Source organism: Candidatus Hydrogenedentota bacterium (assembly GCA_019637335.1).
GTDB lineage: Bacteria > Hydrogenedentota > Hydrogenedentia > Hydrogenedentales > JAEUWI01 > JAEUWI01.
This window is the reverse complement of record JAHBVV010000002.1, coordinates 91,921-112,510: the sequence shown is the minus strand read 5'-3', so window position 1 is coordinate 112,510 and position 20,590 is coordinate 91,921. Positions and strand designations below refer to the sequence as shown.

Here is a 20,590-nt window from a genome sequence, read left to right as displayed (position 1 = left end):
ATTTCGGGTAACTTTACCATGAACAGGGAGGAATTACGGCTGCCTCCAGGCCGCATACGTATAGCACACGCCGCGCGGTTGTTGCCGCATTGCGGCTGGCTGATACTCCTGGCTCTTCTGGGCGCGGGATGCGAGGCCCCGCTTCCGAACGCAGCGCCGGATACGCGCTCCGTGGTGGACGAGGACGCGTTCCCGCAGTGGCGCGCAATTCTGGATACGCCGCCACACGAGCGGAATGTGATACGCGCGGCCGAGCTGGCGAGCGTGCTTGCGGAAGCCGAGGGCGGATTGGGACCCATGGTGGCGGTGCTGGCGGATGTGGATCGGGGCCCGGAGGACAAGGTGTTTGCGCTGCTTTGCCTGACGACCCAGCGGGAGGCGTTGCGCGCGCACGAGCCGGAGTTGGTCCGTTGGGTGGCGCCCGACCAGCCCCGCGAGACGCGGAAATTTGCGGCGCATGCGCTCGGCATGGTGAATACGGCGAGCGCGCGGGCAGCGATGGCGCCCTTGGTGGACGATCCGGACCAGGCCGTGCGGGAGGCGGCGATGGGCGTGCTGTTGAGTTTTCACCCGGATCTCGTGGTGGACCGGCTTGACGCGTTCTGGCGAAATCCGCAAACGAGCGACGCAATCCGGGATCAGGTGGTGCTGGGCATGCCGCCGCATCTGGTTGCGGGTCAGCTGGCGATATACGCGGACGCTGTGAACGACGTACGGCTCTCCCCGCCGGCCCGTTTGAAGGCGATCGAGGTGATCGGGGAGCTGGGGGGCGCGGAGCATGCCGCCGTTCTAGAGCAGTGTGTGGAAATGGACATGGATGATTTGATCCGGGAGCGGGCGCGGGGCGCGCTTGCGCTCTTGAACGCGGGCGGGGCATCCCCCGCAACCGAGGAAAACTGACGCCGGCTACACTGGGCATACAGGTCCCGGGCAGCAACCGGGGAAGGAGCAGACAGGTGATATTTGGTAAGCGACGCGCGAACGCCGTGGCGGCGGCAAGCGGCACGGCCTATCCGGCCCTGGAGCCGGAGCTCTATGTGGTGGCCTATGAGAACATGCTCAAGGGCAACAAGCTGACGCGGCGGGGCCGTCCGATCCGCCAGGTGGCCATCGTGGTCGAGGGTACGGTGAAGCTGGTGACCAGCGGGGACCGGGTGGACCGCCGGACCTACGACGCGCTGATTGAGTCGGGCGTCCTTCCGCCGCGCCACCGGGAGCCGGAGGCCGAGCCGGCTACGATCGAGGCGCTGCCCGATCCGCTGGAAGACGCGTAGGCCGTGTCTGGTTCCCGCCCGCCCCGCCTGTCGGTGTCCGTCATTGTTCGGAACGAGGCGCGGCGCCTGCCGGGATTCCTTTCGGCCCTGGACGGCCTGGATTGTGAGCTGGTCCTGGCGGATACGGGTTCCAGCGACGACACCGCCGCAATCGCGCGGGCGCGCGGGGTTGTTGTGCATGAAATTCCCTGGGGTGACGATTTCGCCGCGGCGCGCAACGCGGCCATGGACCGCTGCTCGGGCCTGTGGATCCTGAGCCTGGACGCGGACGAGCGTTTCGGGTCGGCGGATCTTGCGGCGTTAGGGGGGCTGGCCTCGGGGCCGCCGGATTGCGCGTACCGGTTCACCACGCGCAACTACACGTCGTCGACATCCGCGAGCGGCTTTGTGCCGGTGCGGCCGGGGGATCCCGCGAGCGGCGGGTATCCCGGGTGGTTTCCGAGCGCCAAGGTGCGGCTTTTTCCCAACCAGCCAGGGGTTTGTTTTGAGGGGGTAGTGCACGAGCTGGTGGAGCCGTCGCTGGGGCGCCTGAACATACCGGTCCGCGAATCGGGCATCGCGGTGCTGCATTATCCCGAGCGGGATCGGAGCGCGGAGGAGCAGGCGGCGAAACAGCGGCGCTACCTGGAACTGGGCTTGAAGAAACTCGCGGCGGCGCCCGGCAATCCGAAATGCCATAAGGAACTCGGGGATCAGTACCTCGATCTGGGGGATCTCGCCGCGGCCTTGACGTCGTACCGGGAAGCGGTGCGGCTCGACCCGGAGAATCCCATCTGGTTGCGCGATCTCGGGGCGGCGCTGCTCGTGGGCGGGCGGGTTCCCCAGGCGATCCAGGCGCTACGGCTTTCGATCGCGCGTGACCCGGCGCCGGCGGAGGTCTGGCGCAACCTGGGCATCGCCCTGGCGCAACAGGAAGACTGGCCAGGCGCGCGCGAGGCCTTTGCGGCGGCGGCCGCGCGCGAGCCGGAGCACCCGGAGACACGGCGCTACCTCGCTATTGCCCTGAACGCGACGGGGGCGCGGGAGGCGGCGCTGGCGGAGCTGGATTACGTGCTTGAGCGCTACCCCGGTCACGCCGAGGCCCTGGCGCTGCGCGCGCGGATTTTGGAGGCGCCGGGCGGGAACGCGTAGCCCGGCGGGCGGGACTGCTAAAGTCCGCGGCCCCCCGTGCCGATATTCTTCCATGAAGCCGGGTGCGGCAACGCCGCCGGCTTTAACCGATGCAAGGATGCAAAGGTTAACCCAGTCACGGAGGATAGAAGTCATGGGTCTTAGAATCAATACCAATGTTGCCGCGATCAATACGAGTCGCATCCTGCGCAAGAACACCCTCGCCCTCAACAAATCCCTCGAACGCCTGTCCAGCGGCCTGCGCATTAACCGCGCGGCGGACGACGCGGCCGGCCTCGCGATCGCCGAAGGCTTTCGGTCGCAGGTGCGGGGCACGCGGGTGGCCGCGCGCAACGCGCAGGACGGCATCAATCTCGTGCAGACGGCGGAAGGCGCGCTGACGGAATCGTCCAACATACTCCAGCGCATCCGCGAGCTTGCGATCCAGGCCGCGAACGGCACGAACAGCGACGAAAACCGGCTGTCGCTCGATTTGGAAGTACAGCAGCTGCTTGGCCAGCTCGACGACATCGCGCTGGACACCGAGTTCAACGGCGTGGGCGTGCTGAGTTCCGCGCAGACCATAACGCTCCAGACGGGCCCGCAAGCCGGCCAGACCCTGCTCGTTACGGTGGCGGGCGCGCGATCGAACGATCTGGGCGTTTCCGCGATTAACATTTCCTCGGTGGGCACGGCCGTGGGCACGCTGAGCATTGTGGACATCGCGCTGCAGAGCATCAACAACCTTCGGGCGCAGCTCGGCGCGCTCCAGAACCGGCTCGAATTCACCATCGCGACCCTGAACATTCAGGAGGAGAACGCGGCGGCCTCGGAAAGCGCCATCCGCGACGCGGACATCGCGCTGGAGACGCAGGACTTCACGCGGAACCAGATCCTCGTCAGCGCCGGAACGACGGTGTTGGCCCAGGCGAACATCGTCCCGCAGACGGCGCTCCAGCTGCTCGGCGGCTAATCGAACACACCGCTCTCCCCCGGACTGGACTTCACCCGGCGCTCCTCCAGCGCCGGGTTTTTTTGTGTTTTGCGCGTGGTGGGCAGGATGGCGATGGTACTGTGGAACCGCTCGTATGAGGTGGCTTTCCGGGAAGTCGGGGCCGTGTTGCTCCAGGCACACGAACGCGCTGGGGCGCGATCGCGTGGCACGGGGATTGGGGATGATTGAGCATGGTGCGTTTTGACGCTGATTTGGGCGTTTGTTGCCGCGGGCAGGAATGCCCGCGATCCTGAATTGGCGCGCGGGGCATTTGTGGGTATTGGCCATTTTGCGGGCGGCGGTGTCTTTACGTATAACAACGACAGGGGACACCGAAATGACGCACTTGAACGATCAGGCTTTGCTGGCCCATTGGCACCGCCACCGGAATGCGGAAGCGTTCCGGGAGTTGGCGTCGCGCCATGCGCGGATGGTTTATGGCACGGCGCTGCGCGTGCTGCGGAATTCCGAGGACGCCGAGGATGTGTCCCAGGAGTGCCTGCTGGCCCTGGCGCACACCCGGCGCCCGCCGCGCCGCAATGTGGCCGCATGGCTCCACCGGACGGTCTATCGCGCGGCGCTCAATTATGCGCGATCGCGCAAGCGGCGGGGCGCGCGTGAGCGGGCGTACGCCGAGACCCTCCCGGAGTCGACGGGGGTTGGGTGGGACGAAATCCGGGAGCTGGTGGACGAGGCCGTGGCGGGCCTTCCGGAAAGTTGCCGCGAACCCCTGGTGCGCCATTTCTTTGAGGCGCAAACGCACGAGAGCATCGCCGCGTCCCTCGGGGTCTCGCGTCAGACGGTGACGCACCGCATAAACCAGGGCGTGACGATGGTCCGGCGTCGGCTGTCCGAGAAGGGGGTTGTGGCGCCGGCGGGCGCGGCGCTCGCCACGCTGATTCAATCCCACAGCGCGGTTGCCGAGCCCGCGGGGCTTGCGGTGGAGATTGGACGAATCGCGATTGCGTCCACCCCATCGGTCTGGGCGACCGTGGCGTCGTACGCGGGTGGGGCGGGTATGAAAGTGGCTGCGGCAGCCGTACTGGCGGTGGTGATTGGCGGGGCAGCCTGGCGGGCGGGCGCACCTGGTTCGGACGTGGCGCCGGCGTCGGTGGCGCGCGCCGCGGCGATTGCGGAAGCAGCGCCGGTTACAGGCGCTGAAACGCCGTCCCGCGATGCGGTAGCGCCACGGCTCACGCGCGCCGCGGTAGCGGAGGTTGCGCCGGATTCGGAACCCGGCATCTTCGCGGCGAGTCAGGACGATCACGCATCGCTGTCCGGTGTTGTTGTGCTCCCCGATGGCCGCCCGTTTGCCGGATCGCACGTCTGGATCGTGCATCCGAGCGGATTCGATGTACGGAGAGGGCCGAGTCGAGCGCAACTTTGCGTGGCGGACGATGCGGGGCGTTTCTCGCAGTCCGGTCTGGGGCCCGGCGACTACCGAATTCTCGTGACCGAGCCTGAAACCATGGCCTTCAGCGCGCGCAACGAGGTCGCGTCGGTATCCCTGGCGCCCGGGGAGCAAAAGACCGGGCTTCGCCTGGTTTATGGCCAGGAGGGATCACTGACGGTCTCGGGCGTGGTGGTTGACGCGGCGGGAAAGCCGATTGAGGGCGTTCTGCTTACGACCGAAGATGAGGTCATGCGTTCGGCGATCACCGATCGGGAGGGGCGATTCGCGCTCCGGTATCTACCAGAGGGCGAAGTGTTCGTCTATGCGACGCACGACGCCTATACCCGAGGTGGCGTTAATGCGCGCGGGGGCGATCAGGACGTTCGCATCGTGCTGGAAGCGCGCGGGGCGGTCGCGGGCCGGGTCATCGATGCGAAAACAGGGTCGCCGATCACGCGTTTCGACGCCGTTTGCAGGCCGGGGTACCTCGTAAACTACCGGGAGTCCGTATTTCGGGACAACAGCGGCTTCAATGACCGCGAAGGCCGCTTTCGCATGGAGAACATCCCGGCGGGCGACGCTACGATCGCGGTCCGCTCGGCGGGATACGAGCCCGTGCTGCACCACGTCACGGTGGAGGCGGGTATGGTGTTGGACGATGTGGAAATCGCGCTGGAGGAAGCGCGGAACCGGGGGTTTTCCGGCCAGGTCCTCACCGCGGACGGATCGCCCATCGGCGGGGCGCGCATCTACCTCGACGCCCTGGGGCATGTAAGCCGCCGCGATGGAAAGCACGTTACGGTGACGGACGCGGACGGCGTTTTCCGCGTGAATGATCCGCCGCCAACCACAATTCTCGTCCATGCGTGGCATCCGGCCTTTGCGCCGGGCAGCGGGAAGGCCTCGGACAACACCGTGATCGTGCTCAAGCCGTCCGCCCGGCTGGACGTCGAAGTGGTCTCGGGCGGGGCCCCGATGGAAGGCGTGACGGTTCGGGCGACGTGTTACGAGGCGCTCTATGCCGGAAACGACACCCGCGCGCAAACGGATGCGAACGGGCGCGCCGTGTTGGATGAGATCACGCCCGGGGATATCACTGTTGCGGTCGAGATAACGCGTGGGCGATCATGGCACGAGGCCTTGTATTTACAGCCCGGAGAGGCGAAGTCACTCCGTGTGGATATTCCCGAGAGCGCGTGTGTGGTGGAGGGCGTGGTGGTGGTCGATGGGGCGATCGCCCCGGAAGCCCTCGTTTGCCTGTATGTGGAGACGCCTCTGGGCCGGGAGATTCTACAGCGCTCTACCGGCCCGGATGGAACCTTTCGATTCGATTCCGTCCCCGCCGGGGTGGCGCAGCTGGCGGCCTTCACGGCCGGAGATTTCTGGCGGGCATTTGTGGACGATATTCCGCTGCGGGCCGGCGAGGTGAGCAGTGTGACGGTGGATGCGACGATGCCCCACGCGGTGCGCGGGGCCGTGCGTGGGCTGGGCCCTGATGAGCGGGTGCTGGTGCTGGCGATGCACGGCGTGTTGTCCCTGGAGGAGGCCCTGGCGGCCGCGCCGCGCCGTCTGGCGGAACCCGTTGTGGCGTCCACGGCGATGTCGGACGATGGCGGCGCGTATGTGCTTCCGCTGCACCGGCCGGGCACGTACACGGTGCTGGCGACCGCGCACCGGGGGAATGATTTCGTTCACCATGTGGGGTATGACCTGCATGTTGTTGAGGTTACTGATGCGGGAGACGTGGCGATTGATCTGACGGTGCAAAGGTGAGTTTTGGAGGTGGTCGTTTGGGGCTGTGTGCCGATGAGTGTGTGAAGCCGCTCGTTTTGAGTGGCTCTCCGGGAAGTGGGGGCCGTGTTGGTCCAGGCACACGAACGCGCTGGAGCGCGATCGCGTGGCACGGGGGTTGGGCGCTGCGCCTGGTTGCCGGTCAAGGTCGCGGTTGTGTTGGCGGGTGGCGTCCGTTGCCGCGGGAATGCCCGCAATCCTGCGTGGCGGGTTGTGTATGATGGGCGCTATTGCTTGACATATAAATCAATTTCGTGTAAGTTTATTTCATGGCACACCGCGGTGCGCGGTGGCGCGAATGTAGATCGAGGGTCGCGGTGGCGCCGCAGGGCGCGGCGTCGCGATGGCAGCAGATTGGCAACCCAGGAGGAGATCTGGCAATGACGAAGGTATTGGTGCTTTATTATTCGATGTATGGTCATATTGAGACGATGGCGGGGGCGGTTGCGGAAGGGGCGCGCTCGGTGGAGGGGGTTGAGGTGACGGTGAAGCGGGTTCCGGAGACGATTCCGGAGGAGACGTTGAAGAAGCACGGTGGGAAACTGGACCAGTCCGCTCCGGTGGCGGCGCCGCCGGAACTTGCGGAGTACGACGCGGTTATCTTCGGGACGCCCACACGTTTCGGGAATATGGCGGCGCAGATGCGCAATTTCCTGGATCAGACGGGCGGGCTTTGGGCGAAGGGGGCGCTTGTGGGCAAGGTGGGCAGTGTGTTCACGAGTACAGGCACGGGGGGCGGGAATGAGTCGACGATCATGACGTTTGTACCGACGCTGATGCACCACGGGATGATTTACGTGGGCCTGCCCTACGCGTGCGCGGAGCTGGCGGACATCAGCGAGGTGAAGGGCGGCAGCCCGTGGGGCGCGGCGACGATCGCGGGCGGGGACGGATCGCGGCAGCCGAGCGAGAAGGAGCTTGCCATGGCGCGTTTCCAGGGCAGGCATGTCGCGGAGATTGCCGCGCGGCTCAACGGTTAATCGAAACGTATCAGCCCGGCGGGCTGTAGAGCGGAGGTACGCATGACGAATCTGACGGGAAAAGTGGCGCTGGTGACCGGGGCGTCGCGCGGGATTGGCGCGGCCATTGCGCGGGCGCTGGCGGGGGCCGGGGCGGATGTGGCGCTGGGCTATGGCGGTTCGGCGGAGCGTGCGGAAGCGCTGGCGGCGGAGCTGTCGTCGGGCGGGGTGCGCGCGAAGGCGTTCCAGGCGGACCTGGCGGACCGCGAACAGGCGGTCGGGCTGGTGGAGGCGGCCGTGGCGCATTTCGGGCGGCTGGACATTCTCGTGAACAATGCGGGCGTGTTCCTGGGGGGCGCGGTGGGCGATCCGGGCACTGACCTGGACGCGCTCGACCGCCAGTTGGCGATCAACTACACCGGCGTGACGGCGGCGATCCGCGCGGCGGCGCTGCACATGGGCGAGGGCGGCCGGATCATCACGATCGGATCGGCGCTGGCGAGCCGGGCGGCGTTTCCGGGCCTGGCGGACTACGCGGCGACCAAGGCGGCGGTGGTCGGGTTCACGAAGGGGGCGGCGCGTGATCTGGCGTCCCGCGGGATCACGATCAATGTGCTGCAGCCGGGATCGGTGGACACGGAGATGAATCCGGCGGACGGCCCGAGCGCGGTTGCGCAGCGTTCGGTGAGCGCGCTGGGCCGTTACGGGCGTCCCGAGGAGATCGCGGCGGGGGTGTTGTTTCTGGCCAGTCCGGAGGCGTCCTTTGTGACGGGGACGGTGCTGGATATCGACGGGGGCTTTACGGCGTAGCCGCACGGCGGCGAGACATGAAAAACGCCGCGCGTTGCCGATGCAGCGCGCGGCGTTACCGTTTCTTTGACCGGATGGGGACCCGGCGGATCAGCTTTCGAGGTTCTCGAAGAGCGCCTTGGCCAGCAGCGGGAGCACCGTGGTGGCGTCGGCGTGTACTTCGGAGTGGCGCCCGCCTTCGGACTGCGGAATGAACTTGCCCCAGCTGACGCCTTCGCTGTAGGAGCAGCCGGAGAGGCCGCCCCAGTGATCGGGCTCGGGACAGATCCGCACGGCGTATTTGAATTTGATCTCCGGGAGGGAGATGCCGAGGCGCCGCGCGGTGATGTCGGCGTAGGGGCCGACTTGCTGCGCCCAGTTGCGTGGGACGCCGCCGCCGATGGTGAAGATACCGAGGGTATCGGCGGCGATGGCGCGCTGGGCGTAGTCCTGCAGGTCGAGAAAGGGATTGTAGGAGGGCACGTGGTTGAAGCAGTCGGCGGCTTCGCCATCGGTTCCGCGCTTGCGGGCCATGGCCCACGTGGCGAGGTCGAGCCCCATCTCGCTGTCGGTAAAGGCGGGGATGTATACGGGCACGCCGCGCCTGTAGGCGCTGCGCAGGATGCCGGGCCCTTCGTCGCGCCGGTCGAGTTCTTCGCCGATGGCGCGGCAGATGGCGCTGGAGCACCAGGGCTCGGATCGCTGCTGGCGGTCCATGATCCCGGCGATAATTTCGGCGAGATCGTTGAGGTTGGCTTCCATTTCCAGGGTATCGTAGATACGGTTGTACCCCTTGTCGAAGAGTTCCTCGTCGTTGGCGTCGTGCGGGACGGCGTAGTGGACATTGCCAAAGGATTCGGTGAGGCCGTGGGTCACGAGGGCGCCGGTGGCCACAATCGCGTCCACCACGCCGCGGTCGATCAAGTCGGAGACGATCTTGCCCTGCTTGGCGACGGTCATGGCGCCGGAGATGCTCATCACCTTGAAACAGCCCGGGGTGCGGGCCATTTCGGTGAGAACCTCCAGCGCCTCGCCGAGGCGCCGCCCGCCGAATGCGGTGCGGCCCATCGCCTGGACCAGGCCCTTAAAAGTGTGGACCTGGTCCAGGTCGAGACTGTGCAGTGCTTTGAGGCCGTCCTGGCAACCGTCGTGAAACGATCGGTGATCAGTCATGCCCATTCCCGTTGGCCGCGAGCTCGAGGGCTTCGGTTCGGAAGGATTTGAGGGAGACAGCAATCTCAGGCGCTCTGAAGCGCTCGCCGGGCGTATGGAACCGTTCACAGTGCTGAACGGTGATATCACCCAGGTCGAGCATCTCCTGCATATACGCCAGTACATCACGGGGATCGGTATTACCGCAGGTAAAAATATCCAGGGCGAGCAGGCCTTCGTCCGAATAGGCGTGCGCGGAGCAATGGCTCTCGTCCAGCAGGACCATGGCGGTAAAACCAGGAGCGGAGTTGTGCCCAAAATGGTAGCGAACCTGAGAGATCACGGTCGCGCCGGCGCGTTCCGCCGCCGTGGCCATAGCCTTCAGGACGAGCTTGTCGTCGCCGCATACCTCCGGGGGCACCCCGGTGCAATCGATGAGAAGGTGTCTTCCTTTAGCCAACGTATAAATCCTCCTTTCCGGCACCGCCCGCTCGGGCGATGAACCGCAGATGGTAGCGCCACGCTTTCTACACATGGCAAACATAGGGTAAAGAAACGGTAAAGGCGCACTTGGGGCGCCATGTGGGCACGTGATTCAGTTGGCTCCCGCGGGGAGCGAGACATCAAGGGCGGGCGCCGCTCCGTACCGGAGCTGCGCGGTTTCGATTATTATACGCAATACATCCGCGTATGTATAGTCTGCGTAGCCCGCCATTATATTCAATTTACCATCCCAACACCAACCCGGGTTCGGATTGGCCTCGAGCAGCTTAATGACCCCGTTGGCGTCGGCCCGGAAATCGAAGCGGGCGTAGTCCCGGCAACCCAGCCGTTCGAACAGCACCAGCGAGTTATCGACGATCTGTCGCTTCGCCGCCGCATCGAGGGAGGCCACCTTGTAGCGTATGTCGTTCCAGTAGGGCGAATCCGGCTGCCACTTCGACTCGTAGCCGAGGATGCGCGGCAGCGCGGGGTCGAGCCCCGAGTAATCCACCTCCAGCACGGGCAACACGAGAAAGTCGCTACCGGGATTACCGATGACGCCCACGCTATATTCATTTCCGCTGAGAAATTCCTGCACGAGCAGGGGGCGATCCGGGAATTCCGAGCGCAGCCGCTCCCAGTAGGCGATGAACTGCTCCTTGTTGTGCACGACGGCATCCTGCGTGATGCCCTGGCTGCTGTCGCCGAGATTGGGCTTCACAAGCGCGGGAAAGACGGAGGGCAGGGTGGCCATTTGATCGTCGGCCGCAAAGAAGGACTCGAGGGGAACCGGAATATCCAGGGAATGGGCGACGGCGCGGACGAGGGCCTTGTCATAGCATAGGCCAAGCGCGCGGGGCGCGGCGCCGCTGTAGGGCACGCCGAACATCTCGAGGGCGGCGGCCACGTGCATCTCCTTGAAGGGGTCATTGTGAAATCCCTCGTCGCAGAGGTTGAGCACGAAATCGGGCCGATCCTCCTGGAGCATCCGGAAGAGTCCGTGGTGGTCGGTCCAGTAGCGAAATTCGTAGTCCTTCAGGGCGCCCAGGGCCGCGCGCATGCGCTCGATGGTTTCGATATCCTCGGTGGAGAACACGCCCTCGCGCTTTACGGCGTCGGGCTGGGAGGGATCGCCGAGCAGCACGGTGACATTGGGATAGAGCGGGCCACGGCGCGGGCGGCGTCCGACGTAGACGGGTTTGGAGGCCACCAGGCAGATCCGGCGGGAGAGCATGCCGAGGTCCTGCTGGCGGCTGGAGTGTGTGGTCGGGTCGGCGCCCTGGCGGACGTCCTTGAAGCCGGCGCGCTCGAGCAGTTCCACGAGCTGCGGGTAGGTGTAGAGGCGCTCGGCGTAGAACTGGTCGGCGATGACGCCGCGCTCGGCGTGCGTGACGATTTCGCGGGAGATGAGGCGCTGCCCGTCCTGGGCGAGGGCGCGCTCGCGGCAGACGAAGTGGTTTTCGTCGATCCACTCCCAGGAGCGCGGCTCGTATTTCTGGCGCATCCACTCGCCGTCGACGACATCGAGCACGACGCGCCCACCCGGCTTCAGCACGCGCCAGACCGAGGTGAGCACCGCGAGATCGTCTTCCGCGCGCTCGAAGTAGCCGAAGGAGTTGCCCATGAGGGAGACGCAATCGAAGGACTCGGGGGCCAGGCGGAGCTTGCGGGCGTCGCCCTCGCGAAAGGTGGCCGAAAGGCGGCGCCGCTTGTTGCGCTTGCGCGCGAGGCGTACGAGGTAGCGGGAGCGGTCGAGGCCGGTCACGTGCTGGAAGCCGCGCCGGGCGAGTTCCAGGGCGTGGCGCCCCTGGCCGCAGCAGAGATCGAGGATGGCGTCTTCCGGGCGGAGATCGGCGGAGGCAACGAGCAAATCGACGTCGCTCTCGGTGCTGGCGGAATTCTCGACGACGTCGCCGTCGGTCTTGAGGTAGACGGCATTGAACAGGGTGCGCCACCATTCGGAGGGGAGGTGGCGTTCGAGATCGGGCACGGGCCCGAAGGTCTTGCTTTCTTTGAGCGCAGTGTGGTGGTTGTTACCACTCATCAAACACGGCCTTTCGCGGGCGCTGGCGGCCCCGCATCTTCTCCCGTGCCGGGGAGGGGATAGACAAGCGGGCGAGCCGGCACAAGCTTCCGCAATCAGGCTGAGCTAATCGTTCCATTCGGGGTTCCGCTGCCGTTGTTTTTTGGACTGGCGGTCCTGGCGGCGGCTCTCCTCTTTCCAGGCGCGGCGGCGCTTGTGGGAAGATTCATCGCCGGTCACATCATCATTTCCGTCGAAGTCCTCGAGGGCTTCGCGCTTCAACCGGGCCAATTCATCGGGGCTACGGCGCCCTTCAGCACGCATGGGTGGTTCTCCTTAAATACACGCCACTGACGATACACTACCGTGTCCAGGAAAACGGCGGGCAAAGCATAAGTAAAGATTTGGCAAAGCCCGCCCGCCGGCGGTTGCGCGGGCCGTTGCCTTGGGAGAGACCTGATGTTACAATCGCGGCCATGAACTCACCGACCGCCCAGACCGGCTGGCGCGATGAAGCCCTGGCCGTCTCGTACCTGGACGGCCTCTCCGATCCCGTGGTGGCGCTCGATCCCGGCGGGCGCATCCTGGAGGCCAATAGCGCGTTCAGCACCTTTGCCCGCGCCGACCGCGCCGATTTGCTCGGGCGCGCGCTCGGGGGCGCACTCGAACACCGCCCGCACCTGGCCCCGTTTGTGGAGCGGGCGGAACGGCTGGCGCGGGCGGGTGATCCGGGCCGGGAAATCCTCTACCTGGCGGACGGGGCCGGCGAGGAGATCACGCTATTGCTGACGGCCATCCCGCTTGGACTTCCGGACCGGGGCCGCCTGCGGGCGATCCGGGTGGAGGACGTGACGGAGATGGCGCGGGAGCGTGCGGCCAACGACGCGGAGCGCATCGCGGCGACCGACAGCGCCCGTGCGCTGGAGCGGCTCAACGAGGAGCTGGAGGGGTTCTCGTATTCGGTGGCGCATGACCTGCGGGCGCCCCTCCGTTTCATCGACAAATTCGCGTACCTGTTGATGGACCGGCACGGGCACGAGCTTTCGTCCGAAGGCTTGCAGTATGCGGAGCAGATCCGGGAGGGCACGCGTCAAATGGCCCAGCTTGTGGAGGATTTGCTCCAGTTTTCGCGGGTTACGGGGCAGGTGCTCCACCGCGAATCCGTCGACCTGAACCGGCTGGTTGAGCAGGTCATCGCGGAAGCGCGGTATGAGATAGAGGACGAAGACCGCGCCGTGGACTTCCGGGTGGGCGATCTGGGCATCGCCGAGGGCGACCCGACGCTGGTGCGGCAGGTTTTCGCGAACCTGATCGGAAACGCGGTGAAGTTCACGCGCGGTAAGGACCCGGCGGCCATCGAGATTTCACGGCGCGTGGAGGGGGGCCATGGCGTCTATACGGTGGCGGACAATGGCGTGGGCTTCGAGGCGGACGAGGCGGAGCGCCTTTTTACCGTTTTCCAGCGTTTCCATCAGCCGGACGAATACGAGGGTTCGGGGGTCGGCCTGGCGGTGGTGAAGCGGGTCGTGAGCCGGCATGGCGGATCGGTATGGGCGGAGAGCCACCCCGGCGAGGGCGCGCGCTTTCACTTCACGATCGAGCCCGGCGCGCCGGCGCCCGGGGAATCCTGATCCCATGGCGGCGGAGCGGATACTGCTGGTTGACGATGATCGCGCCATGCTTGATCGGCTGCGGAAGCAGCTGGCGCGGGAAGGCTACGAGGTCGCGTGCACCGAGGATGGGGCCGGCGCGCTCCGGCGGGTGGTGGAGTTTGAGCCGGACCTGGTGATACTGGATATTTCGCTGCCTTCCGACGGCGGCGCGGAACCGCTGGACGGGATCGAGGTGCTGCGGCGGGTGCGGGAGGATTTCGAGACGCCGGTGCTCATGCTCAGCGCCACGTCGGTGGGGGCCGTGAAGGTGATGGCGCTGACCCTGGGGGCGGACGACTACCTCACGAAGCCCTTCGACCCGCAGGAGTTCCTGGCCCGGGTTCGGGCTATTCTGCGGCGGATGACGCGCACGGCGCCCTCGGCGAGTGAACTGCGCTTTCCCGGCCTCCGTATTGACCCCGAGTCCCGGCGCGTGTGGCGGGACGACCAGCCGGTGGAGCTGACCGCGATCGAGTTTGAATTGCTGCTGACGCTTGCGAAGCGCCCCAACCGGGTATTCTCTCGCGACCAGCTGATCGAGATGGCGTGGAAGCACTCGTATTATGGGGTTCCCAAGGTGGTGGACGTGCATATTGGCCATATCCGCAAGAAGATCGAGGAAGATCCGCTGCGTCCCCGGTACATCATCACGGTGCGCGGGGTGGGCTACCGATTCGGCGAGGAATGAGCGAATCCCGCGACGCGTTTCGAGATTCCTACGGACGAATCCGAAGCGTTTCCTCGAGGGAAGCGTCAATAGAAGGTAGCGTGTCGAGGGGCCCCCGCTTTCGTTCGTGAAAAAGCTCCGCGAACCTGCCGGCGGCCTGGGACACGCTGGCCTCGAACCTGCCTCGCTTGACATCCTCTTCTTCGGTGGCCGTCCCGCCGCACAAGTATACGAGCCATGTTTCTATGTGGCGCCTTGGCACCCAGATGGCTATGGGTTCGTTTGCTCCTCGCGGGCCCTCTCCAAGCGCGCGCAGTTCGCTGCCCATCTGGACTTTACGCTGCGCAACCGTAAGCGCGTCGGCGTCAACTATCGTAAGAACTCCGCTGTTCGGGCGGATCGTCTTGCTTCGCTTGCGATGCAACCGGACCTCCCGGGCGTATATCGCTCTTACCCACTTTTCAGCGGCGCCTTTCCCTCGGGGGGCCACCTTTATCCGGCATTGGCGAATACTGTAGCCCAGATTCATCAGCACCTTGCGCACAAATTGTTCGTGAAACTTATCCTCGACGCAAACGATGAGCTCGCACCCCCCCCACGCTATGCATTGCTTGCCCAGCCACGCGCCATGAGTTCGGACGCTGGCGCCCCATCGGAATCTTCCCACACAAAGGGCCCGATTCGAACGATTCCACTTGCGTCGCGCTCCAGGAGCATCGTCTCATCCAGGTGCGTAAGGTGGTCAATGATTTCGGGGTGGTGCGACACCAGGAATACCTGGCAGCCCGTGGCTTCCTGCCGCTCCTCAAGACTCAGCAGCCAGGGCTGAATCTCTCGCAACGACACGAAGTTGTCTGGTTCGTCGAAGCCGATCGTGGTATCGGGCTTTACGACGGCGTTCAGAACAATGTAAAGCGCGGTCAAGGCCCGCTGCCCGTCGGACAATCGGTCAAAAGGCAACTCGTATGCAGCGCCCGCGCGTCCCGGGATGGAGAAATGAAAGGAGAAACTGCGTTCGTCGCCCGATCCGCTCTTGAGGCCGTAGTGACTAAAACCGGGTAGCAAATGCCTTAAGGAGCCGGTAAGCCGATTTGCGAATCCGGAGTCCTCCGCCTGCAGGTGCCGGAGCCACGACGCTATCTCCGCCAGCCCGGGATCCGGGTCGCGCACTTCCCGTTCCGACTTGAAGTTCATTCGAAGCGGATCGGGCGCAAACAGATAAAACCGGCACATTCGATCGCGAAAGCGAACCAGGTTTTGATTGTCGGATCGATTGCCGAGCGTTGCGATGAGCGAGCGCGACCAATCCGTTGGAAAAGACGGACCGCGAGAACCGTCGTCCCGATACAAATGGGCCGCAAAATCCTCATACTCGTAAAGCAAAGTATCACCGGCGGTCAGGCGTTCGTGGAATACCCGGGACTGCGATCGATCCGGGTCGTGCTCGACAACAAGCCGGTAATCAAAATCCTGGCCTTCAGACTCTACGGTCAATTCAAAAGTTTGCTTGTTCCTGCTGTCCCACCTGGTGATGGAGTCGCCCGCGAAGACTTCGCCGGTGGCCCTTTGTCGGGTAAGAAACTGCTTCAGGAGAGACAACACGTCGAAAATTGTGCTTTTGCCGGATCCGTTCGAGCCTGCCAGGAGCACGCGCGCCCCGGGCCGCCACTCGAAGTTGGAAAAGCACCGGTAGTTGTCGATATAGAGCCGTTTCAGCATTGGCCATCCTTTCGAGACGATTCTTAATTCTAGCGCAGTTGAGCCGCGCCGCCAAATACTTTTCCGACCCCGCCGACGATGATTGGTTACTAGACGGAGCATTCCACGATGCGCACTTGGCGCAGGCAAAAGTCCCGGGTTTCATAGGGTTGCGCGATCAGCGATGGCACTTTACCGTAACTTTACCGCCTGTTTACCCCGCGTTGTCTCCGCCCCCGTAGAGTTACATCGGGGCCGGATGCGCCGGCCGCTGTTCGCCATTAAAGAAGGAATCAGAGGCTACTTTTTTATGATCGATGCCAATACCCTGCAATCTCCGCCGACGGAGATTGTGGTCGTAGAGGATAAGAATGAAGATCGGAAGTCGATCGTTTTTGCATTGAACACCTATGTCAGCCCGTCGCATATCGCGGAATTTGCCCGCGAGGAGGATGCGCGGCGCTTCTTCGAGCGCCTGAACGCGTCGCCCGGCGGCGACTGGGAGCGGGCGCTCCGCCTGATTATTCTCGACTTCCACCTGGACGGGCACAATTCCCTGCCCTTCCTGCAGCGGCTGCGGGCGAGCCGCGCGACACGGCATACCCCGGTGGTCATATTCTCCGACTCAAACGAGCGCAAGGATGTGGCCCGGAGCTACGAACTGGGGGCCAATGCGTTCGTTACCAAGCCGGTGGAATACGAGGCCTTTGGCGAGGCCGTCCAATCCATCGCCGAGTTCTGGCTCGAGACCAACCGGGTCTGACGGGGCCGGGCTGGCTTTCGGCGCGGCGCGTCGCCTATGCTCAACGGTATAACCGCCGTATGGAGCGCCCTTCGATGAACAGCACCTCCCTGTTGGACGCCGCGGGTGGCCTGCTCAATGTGGCGCCGCTCTCGTGGAGCGCGATTTTCGCCTGTATCGCTTCCGGGGCCATTATCGGGTGCGAGCGGCAGATCCAGGGAAAGCCCATGGGCGCGCGCACCAGCATCCTGATCTGCCTGGGCACCTACGCGCTGGTCACCGCGGGCCTGGGCATCACCAACGAGGTCTCGGACCCGACGCGCGTGGTGGGCCAGATCATCACCGGGATTGGATTCCTGGGCGCGGGGGTGATGATGACGCGGGACGGGGCGGTGGTGGGCGTTACCTCCGCCGCCAGTATCTGGATGCTCGCCGCGATCGGCATTATCATCGCCACGAGCGCCCCCGTGCTGGGTATCAAGCTGGCCGTGCTCTCCGTGATTATCCTGGTGGGCCTGAACTACACGGAAACGGCCCTGCGCGGGCTGGGCGGCCTGGCGCACCGCGTCCTGCATCCACATATGCGGGAATCGGAGGAAGTCGAGCACACGCTGCCGCCCGGTGGCGAACGGCGCCGCCCGGCGAGAAAGCCCGCGGAGCATGAATAGGCCGCGCCCGGCGAAATTGCGCTCGGGCGGGGAGCACCGCCGATGACGGCGCGCTTGAGCGGGATGTTACGCCCCGCGCTGGCCCTGGTTTGCCTGGCCGTGTTCGCCGCCGCGCCGGGATGCCCGCCGCCGAGCGGGCCCGCGCGCCTGTCGCTGCTGGTGACGCGCGGCGAGGCGCCCCTGGATGGCGCGAAGGGGATCGAACTTGCTACCGGGGAGATTCTGGGGCTGGTGGTGACGATTGACCGGGTGCTCCTCTTCGGGGCGCCAGGCACGCCGGATCTTGTGCTGCGCGACGAGCCGCTTACGCTGGATCTCGTGGAATACGGTCTGGCTTCAGAGCTTGCGGCGAGCGTGACGCCGCCAGAGGGCGAGTTTCTCGGCGCGGCAATCACGGTGGGATCGGCGGTGTTGATACCGTCGGCGGATCCGGACCATCCCGTGCCGCTGGCGGTTCCGGGGGGAGGCGTGTTTCCGATCGATTCGCCGTTCTTTGCGCATCCGGATTCTCCGGTCATGCTCGTGCTCGATTTTGGCGGCGCGCCGGTCATGCCGCTGGAGGGGGCCGGGTACGCGTTCGATCCGGCGCTGGCGCTGTCGCTTCGCGGACACACCTCCGAAGTGCGGGCCACGGGCCGGATCACGGCGCTCGATCGGTCGCGGCTGGCCTTTGTGCTGGCGGCGGACGCGAGCGAACACCCGGTGGACTTTTCCGGGGCTTCCATTTTCATGCCGGGGGATCGCCTCGCCGCGCGGGGAACGCCGGACCACCTTCGGGAGGGCGATCGGGTGGCGGTGCGCGGGCTGTACCGACTGGACGGATCGATGGCGGGGGATTGGGTGGAGATACTGGATTTCGCGGACACGGCGGCGGATGAGGCGGGCGACCGTATTGTGATTTGCCACGCGCACGGCGGGGAGGCGGGGGGATCGCACACGGTGGCGGTGGGCCGGATCATTTTGGAGGAGCACCTGGCGCATGGGGACCGCTTGGGCGCGTGCATGCCGGTCGGGGTGCGCGTGAAGCGGTAGGCCCGCTTACTCTGCCGGGGCGCTGTTGACCTGGCGGAGGAATTCCGGGTCGAGCGGGATGTCGAGTTCTTCGCAGCGCGCGATGGCGGCGCGGGCGGCCGCGAGGTTGCCGGCTTCCCAGTGCGCCACGGCGAGGCCACGGTTGATGCTGGGGTTTTCCGGCTCCGCCGCGCGCGCCAGCTCCCACAACGCCACGGCGCGGGGCCACTGGAGCAGGTCGGCGTAGCACAGGCCGGCGCGGTAAAGGTTGCGCGCGGGGTCGGCGGATTTCGCGGCGGCCTCGTAGAGCGGGGCGGCCTCGGCGGGGCGTCCGAGCCGGTGGAGCACGTCGGCGTGCGCGGCGATGAGCCCGGGATCGTCGGGGCTGACCATCGCGAGCCGCTCCAGGCACCACTCGACGCGATCCCAGTCTTCCATCAGCTCGGCGACGACGAGCAGGTTGGTCAGGGTGGTCCGGTCGCCCGGGTTGAGTTCCAGCGCCTGCACGTAGGCCCCGGCGGCCGCCTTGAGCTGGCCCATGCGCCGGAGCGCGAGCCCCAGGTTCGCGTAGGCGTCGGCATGGTCCCGCTTGAGCTGGATGGCCCCCTGGTAGGAGCGGTAGGCGTCCTGGTAGCGCCCCATGTCGAGCAGGGCGTTGCCGAGGCGGTAGTGGAGATCGGGGTCTTCGGGGTTGCGGCGGATTTCCACCTGGTAGTGGCGCACGCGATCGGTGACGCCGAGGGACTCGGGGTCGAAGGCCTCCTCCGCGGGGCGGTTGCTCGCGCAGCCGCCGAGCCACAGCAGCGCGGCGGCGAAGAGCAGGATCGCGGGATGGCGGAGATTCGGCACGGAGGCTCCTTGCGTGGTTGGGGCGCGCGGCCGGCGCGCGGGATCTGGAATCGCCGTTTCGCGGGATTATATCATAGGGAAACTTTCCGCCGGGCGCCTGTATTCATACTCCGTAGCGGATCACCACGCCCGGTCGCCGCGCCCCGGCAGCCAGCAACAACCCCGACCCCAGAAAGCGCATATGAGCAGCACCCACGTCGCCGTCTTCATGGGCGGCCGCAGTTCCGAACACGAAATCTCCCTTAAATCCGGCGGCGGCGTCGCCCGGGCGCTCGAAGGCGCCGGCTTCAAGGTCACCCCCGTCCTCATCGGCCGCGACGGGCAGTGGTCCGTGGAGGGCAGCGCGCCGGCCCGCGCGGCCATCGGCCTGGCCCAGCTCGAAGGCCGCGGGGTGGACTGCGCGTTCATCGCGCTGCACGGCCCCTACGGCGAGGATGGGCGCATTCAGGGCCTCTTCGACATGACGGGCCTCCCCTACACCGGATCCGGCTGCGCCGCGAGCGCCCTGGCCATGGACAAGGTCCGCAGCAAGGCCGTGGTCGCCGCGCAGGGCATCCGCGTCGCCGGCCACCTGGCGCTCGACCGCCCCACGTGGGCCATCGACTCCGCGCAGGTCGTCGAGGCGATCGAGAAGGACATCGGCTTCCCCTGCGTCATCAAGGCGGTGTCCCAGGGTTCGAGCAAGGGCGTCGCCATCTGCGACAGCCTCCTCACGCTGCGCCGCGACATGGAGTCGGTGATGGAGGTGGAGGACAACATCTTCGTCGAGCAGTTCGTGAAGGGCGTGGAGGTCACGTGTTCCGTGCTCGACGCCGACCCCAGCGGGCGCATCCGCCCCCTCCCGCTCACGGAAATCCGCCCGAAAACGGCGCGCTACTTCGACTACGAGGCCAAGTACACCCCCGGCGCCACCGAGGAAATCACCCCCGCGCGCATCCCCGCCGAACAGACCGACCTCGTCATGGACATGGCCGCGCACGTCCACGAGGTCATCGGGTGCAGCGGCTGGAGCCGGAGCGATTTCATCATCGACGACCACGGCCCCGTTTGGATCGAGGTCAACACCATCCCCGGGATGACCGAGACCTCCCTCTTCCCCCAGGCCGCCGCGGCCACCGGCATCGACTACACCCAGCTCGTCACCGCGCTCGTGGAAGACGCGCTGCGCCGCGCGGAAGTGCGGAAGGCTGCGGTGTAGGGTGGGGTGAAATGCGGAAGGCGATGCGCGCGGCGGTGTATTCGGCGTGGTTGACGTTGGCGTGACGCTATGGGAATCTTCGGCCACGGCGCAACCCGCTGACGACAGGCCCCCTCCGCCACGCTCGGTCGTGCGGT

General features: G+C 65.9%; 19 protein-coding genes. 13 read left to right on the top strand and 6 right to left on the bottom strand.

Going from position 1 to position 20,590, the window contains the following annotated elements; all coding sequences use genetic code 11:
- Positions 1-18 precede the first annotated feature (18 nt).
- The 7 genes from KF886_04070 (at position 19) to KF886_04040 (ending at position 8,331) form a co-directional block, all read left to right on the top strand.
- Positions 19-900 carry a HEAT repeat domain-containing protein gene (locus tag KF886_04070; GenBank protein ID MBX3176514.1) on the top strand — a complete coding sequence of 294 codons (882 nt, stop codon included), beginning with the start codon at positions 19-21 and terminating at the stop codon, positions 898-900.
- A 56-nt stretch (positions 901-956) separates the two neighbouring features.
- Positions 957-1,274 carry a hypothetical protein gene (locus KF886_04065; protein MBX3176513.1) on the top strand — a complete coding sequence of 106 codons (318 nt, stop codon included), beginning with the start codon at positions 957-959 and terminating at the stop codon, positions 1,272-1,274.
- A gap of 3 nt (positions 1,275-1,277) precedes the next feature.
- Positions 1,278-2,405: a tetratricopeptide repeat protein gene (locus KF886_04060; protein MBX3176512.1), complete on the top strand. Its 1,128-nt coding sequence runs from the start codon at positions 1,278-1,280 to the stop codon at positions 2,403-2,405.
- Positions 2,406-2,538: 133 nt separating this feature from the next.
- Complete coding sequence (locus KF886_04055; protein MBX3176511.1) at positions 2,539-3,357, top strand: flagellin FliC; 819 nt, start codon at positions 2,539-2,541, stop codon at positions 3,355-3,357.
- 358 nt (positions 3,358-3,715) lie between these two features.
- On the top strand, positions 3,716-6,544 hold the full coding sequence (locus tag KF886_04050) for a sigma-70 family RNA polymerase sigma factor (protein MBX3176510.1): 2,829 nt from the start codon (positions 3,716-3,718) through the stop codon (positions 6,542-6,544).
- A 398-nt stretch (positions 6,545-6,942) separates the two neighbouring features.
- A complete protein-coding gene (gene wrbA, locus KF886_04045; GenBank protein ID MBX3176509.1) occupies positions 6,943-7,542 on the top strand; it encodes an NAD(P)H:quinone oxidoreductase in 600 nt (199 codons plus the stop codon).
- Between the two features lie 42 nt (positions 7,543-7,584).
- Positions 7,585-8,331, top strand: a complete 747-nt coding sequence (locus KF886_04040) for an SDR family oxidoreductase (GenBank protein ID MBX3176508.1) — start codon at positions 7,585-7,587, stop codon at positions 8,329-8,331.
- A 90-nt stretch (positions 8,332-8,421) separates the two neighbouring features.
- Here the strand turns inward: KF886_04040 and KF886_04035 are convergent, their stop codons facing one another.
- The 4 genes from KF886_04035 to KF886_04020 all read right to left on the bottom strand — a co-directional run bounded on the left by KF886_04035 (position 8,422) and on the right by KF886_04020 (position 12,292).
- Complete coding sequence (locus tag KF886_04035) at positions 8,422-9,483, bottom strand: deoxyhypusine synthase family protein (GenBank protein ID MBX3176507.1); 1,062 nt, start codon at positions 9,481-9,483, stop codon at positions 8,422-8,424.
- Positions 9,476-9,922, bottom strand: a complete 447-nt coding sequence (gene speD, locus KF886_04030) for an adenosylmethionine decarboxylase (GenBank protein ID MBX3176506.1) — start codon at positions 9,920-9,922, stop codon at positions 9,476-9,478. Before speD ends, KF886_04035 begins: the two co-directional genes overlap by 8 nt.
- 135 nt (positions 9,923-10,057) lie before the next feature.
- Positions 10,058-11,989, bottom strand: coding sequence for a methyltransferase domain-containing protein (locus tag KF886_04025; GenBank protein ID MBX3176505.1), 1,932 nt, complete (start codon positions 11,987-11,989; stop codon positions 10,058-10,060).
- A 105-nt stretch (positions 11,990-12,094) separates the two neighbouring features.
- A complete protein-coding gene (locus KF886_04020) occupies positions 12,095-12,292 on the bottom strand; it encodes a hypothetical protein (GenBank protein MBX3176504.1) in 198 nt (65 codons plus the stop codon).
- A gap of 152 nt (positions 12,293-12,444) precedes the next feature.
- Between KF886_04020 and KF886_04015 the strand changes: the two genes are divergently transcribed.
- Both KF886_04015 and KF886_04010 read left to right on the top strand, forming a co-directional pair.
- Positions 12,445-13,599 carry a PAS domain-containing protein gene (locus KF886_04015; protein ID MBX3176503.1) on the top strand — a complete coding sequence of 385 codons (1,155 nt, stop codon included), beginning with the start codon at positions 12,445-12,447 and terminating at the stop codon, positions 13,597-13,599.
- A 4-nt stretch (positions 13,600-13,603) separates the two neighbouring features.
- Entirely contained in the window at positions 13,604-14,308 is a 705-nt protein-coding gene (locus tag KF886_04010; GenBank protein MBX3176502.1) for a response regulator transcription factor, read from the top strand.
- Positions 14,309-14,887: 579 nt separating this feature from the next.
- Here KF886_04010 and KF886_04005 read toward each other — a convergent pair.
- On the bottom strand, positions 14,888-16,006 hold the full coding sequence (locus tag KF886_04005; GenBank protein ID MBX3176501.1) for an AAA family ATPase: 1,119 nt from the start codon (positions 16,004-16,006) through the stop codon (positions 14,888-14,890).
- Positions 16,007-16,295: 289 nt separating this feature from the next.
- On the opposite strand from KF886_04005, the gene KF886_04000 reads away from it, so the two are divergent.
- From KF886_04000 to KF886_03990, 3 genes are all read left to right on the top strand, one after another.
- Entirely contained in the window at positions 16,296-16,748 is a 453-nt protein-coding gene (locus KF886_04000; protein ID MBX3176500.1) for a response regulator, read from the top strand.
- A gap of 74 nt (positions 16,749-16,822) precedes the next feature.
- The gene (locus KF886_03995) at positions 16,823-17,395 is read left to right on the top strand and encodes an MgtC/SapB family protein (GenBank protein ID MBX3176499.1); all 573 of its coding nucleotides are present in this window, start codon (positions 16,823-16,825) and stop codon (positions 17,393-17,395) included.
- A 42-nt stretch (positions 17,396-17,437) separates the two neighbouring features.
- Positions 17,438-18,427 (top strand): hypothetical protein, encoded by a 990-nt coding sequence (locus KF886_03990; GenBank protein MBX3176498.1) that lies wholly within the window; start codon positions 17,438-17,440, stop codon positions 18,425-18,427.
- 6 nt (positions 18,428-18,433) lie between these two features.
- On the opposite strand, the gene KF886_03985 is transcribed toward KF886_03990, so the two are convergent.
- Positions 18,434-19,255, bottom strand: a complete 822-nt coding sequence (locus tag KF886_03985; protein MBX3176497.1) for a tetratricopeptide repeat protein — start codon at positions 19,253-19,255, stop codon at positions 18,434-18,436.
- 181 nt (positions 19,256-19,436) lie between these two features.
- Between KF886_03985 and KF886_03980 the strand changes: the two genes are divergently transcribed.
- A complete protein-coding gene (locus KF886_03980) occupies positions 19,437-20,453 on the top strand; it encodes a D-alanine--D-alanine ligase (GenBank protein MBX3176496.1) in 1,017 nt (338 codons plus the stop codon).
- The last annotated feature ends 137 nt before the right edge of the window (positions 20,454-20,590 follow it).

Excerpts from the sequence above, each read along its gene's own strand:
- KF886_03995 (MBX3176499.1), top strand. The coding sequence starts at position 16,823 with ATGAACAGCACCTCCCTGTTGGACGCCGCGGGTGGCCTGCTCAATGTG.
- KF886_04020 (MBX3176504.1), bottom strand. The coding sequence starts at position 12,292 with ATGCGTGCTGAAGGGCGCCGTAGCCCCGATGAATTGGCCCGGTTGAAG.
- KF886_03980 (MBX3176496.1), top strand. The coding sequence starts at position 19,437 with ATGAGCAGCACCCACGTCGCCGTCTTCATGGGCGGCCGCAGTTCCGAA.
- KF886_04070 (MBX3176514.1), top strand. The coding sequence starts at position 19 with ATGAACAGGGAGGAATTACGGCTGCCTCCAGGCCGCATACGTATAGCA.
- KF886_04015 (MBX3176503.1), top strand. The coding sequence starts at position 12,445 with ATGAACTCACCGACCGCCCAGACCGGCTGGCGCGATGAAGCCCTGGCC.
- KF886_04000 (MBX3176500.1), top strand. The coding sequence starts at position 16,296 with ATGATCGATGCCAATACCCTGCAATCTCCGCCGACGGAGATTGTGGTC.
- KF886_04035 (MBX3176507.1), bottom strand. The coding sequence starts at position 9,483 with ATGACTGATCACCGATCGTTTCACGACGGTTGCCAGGACGGCCTCAAA.
- KF886_04050 (MBX3176510.1), top strand. The coding sequence starts at position 3,716 with ATGACGCACTTGAACGATCAGGCTTTGCTGGCCCATTGGCACCGCCAC.
- KF886_04040 (MBX3176508.1), top strand. The coding sequence starts at position 7,585 with ATGACGAATCTGACGGGAAAAGTGGCGCTGGTGACCGGGGCGTCGCGC.
- wrbA (MBX3176509.1), top strand. The coding sequence starts at position 6,943 with ATGACGAAGGTATTGGTGCTTTATTATTCGATGTATGGTCATATTGAG.
- KF886_03990 (MBX3176498.1), top strand. The coding sequence starts at position 17,438 with ATGACGGCGCGCTTGAGCGGGATGTTACGCCCCGCGCTGGCCCTGGTT.
- KF886_04010 (MBX3176502.1), top strand. The coding sequence starts at position 13,604 with ATGGCGGCGGAGCGGATACTGCTGGTTGACGATGATCGCGCCATGCTT.
- KF886_04025 (MBX3176505.1), bottom strand. The coding sequence starts at position 11,989 with ATGAGTGGTAACAACCACCACACTGCGCTCAAAGAAAGCAAGACCTTC.
- KF886_04005 (MBX3176501.1), bottom strand. The coding sequence starts at position 16,006 with ATGCTGAAACGGCTCTATATCGACAACTACCGGTGCTTTTCCAACTTC.
- KF886_04055 (MBX3176511.1), top strand. The coding sequence starts at position 2,539 with ATGGGTCTTAGAATCAATACCAATGTTGCCGCGATCAATACGAGTCGC.